Consider the following 339-nt stretch of genomic DNA (forward strand, 5'->3'; position numbering starts at 1 on the left):
GTGGTGCAGCGCCCGTGGCCGACGGGCGTCCAGTGCGGCGGCGGGCTGCCGGAAGTACTGCCCGCCCGGCCCGTCCGCGCCGTCCAGGACGGTGACCCGCACCCCTCGCGCGTCCGCGGCCAGCGCCGCGGCGAGTCCGGCCGGACCCGCACCGACCACCACGAGTTCAGTCCGCATGGCCCGTGCCCTCCTGGGTGCGGATCACGTCGCCGGCCCGCGCCGGCACCAGGCAGCCCCGCTGGCTCGGGCCGTAGATGACGGAGCCCACGCTGTAGAAGCACCCACCGATCCCGCAGAACCACCAGCCCGGCCGGCCCGACCCCCGCGTGGTGCGCGAGG

At 77.6% G+C, this 339-nt stretch carries 2 protein-coding genes; both read right to left on the reverse strand.

The features are described 5' to 3' along the window. Positions 1–177, reverse strand: a 177-nt coding sequence (locus tag ACLZOT_RS50895; RefSeq protein ID WP_416976105.1) for an FAD-dependent oxidoreductase, incomplete at its 3' end; no start/stop codon positions are given. Next, positions 167–339 (reverse strand): 2Fe-2S iron-sulfur cluster-binding protein (locus ACLZOT_RS50900; protein ID WP_416976106.1); only part of this gene is annotated, 173 nt, incomplete at its 5' end. The genes ACLZOT_RS50900 and ACLZOT_RS50895, both read right to left, overlap by 11 nt.

Origin of the sequence: Streptomyces sp. 4F14 (assembly GCF_048159485.1) — a bacterium.
Taxonomy (GTDB): Bacteria; Actinomycetota; Actinomycetes; order Streptomycetales; family Streptomycetaceae; genus Streptomyces.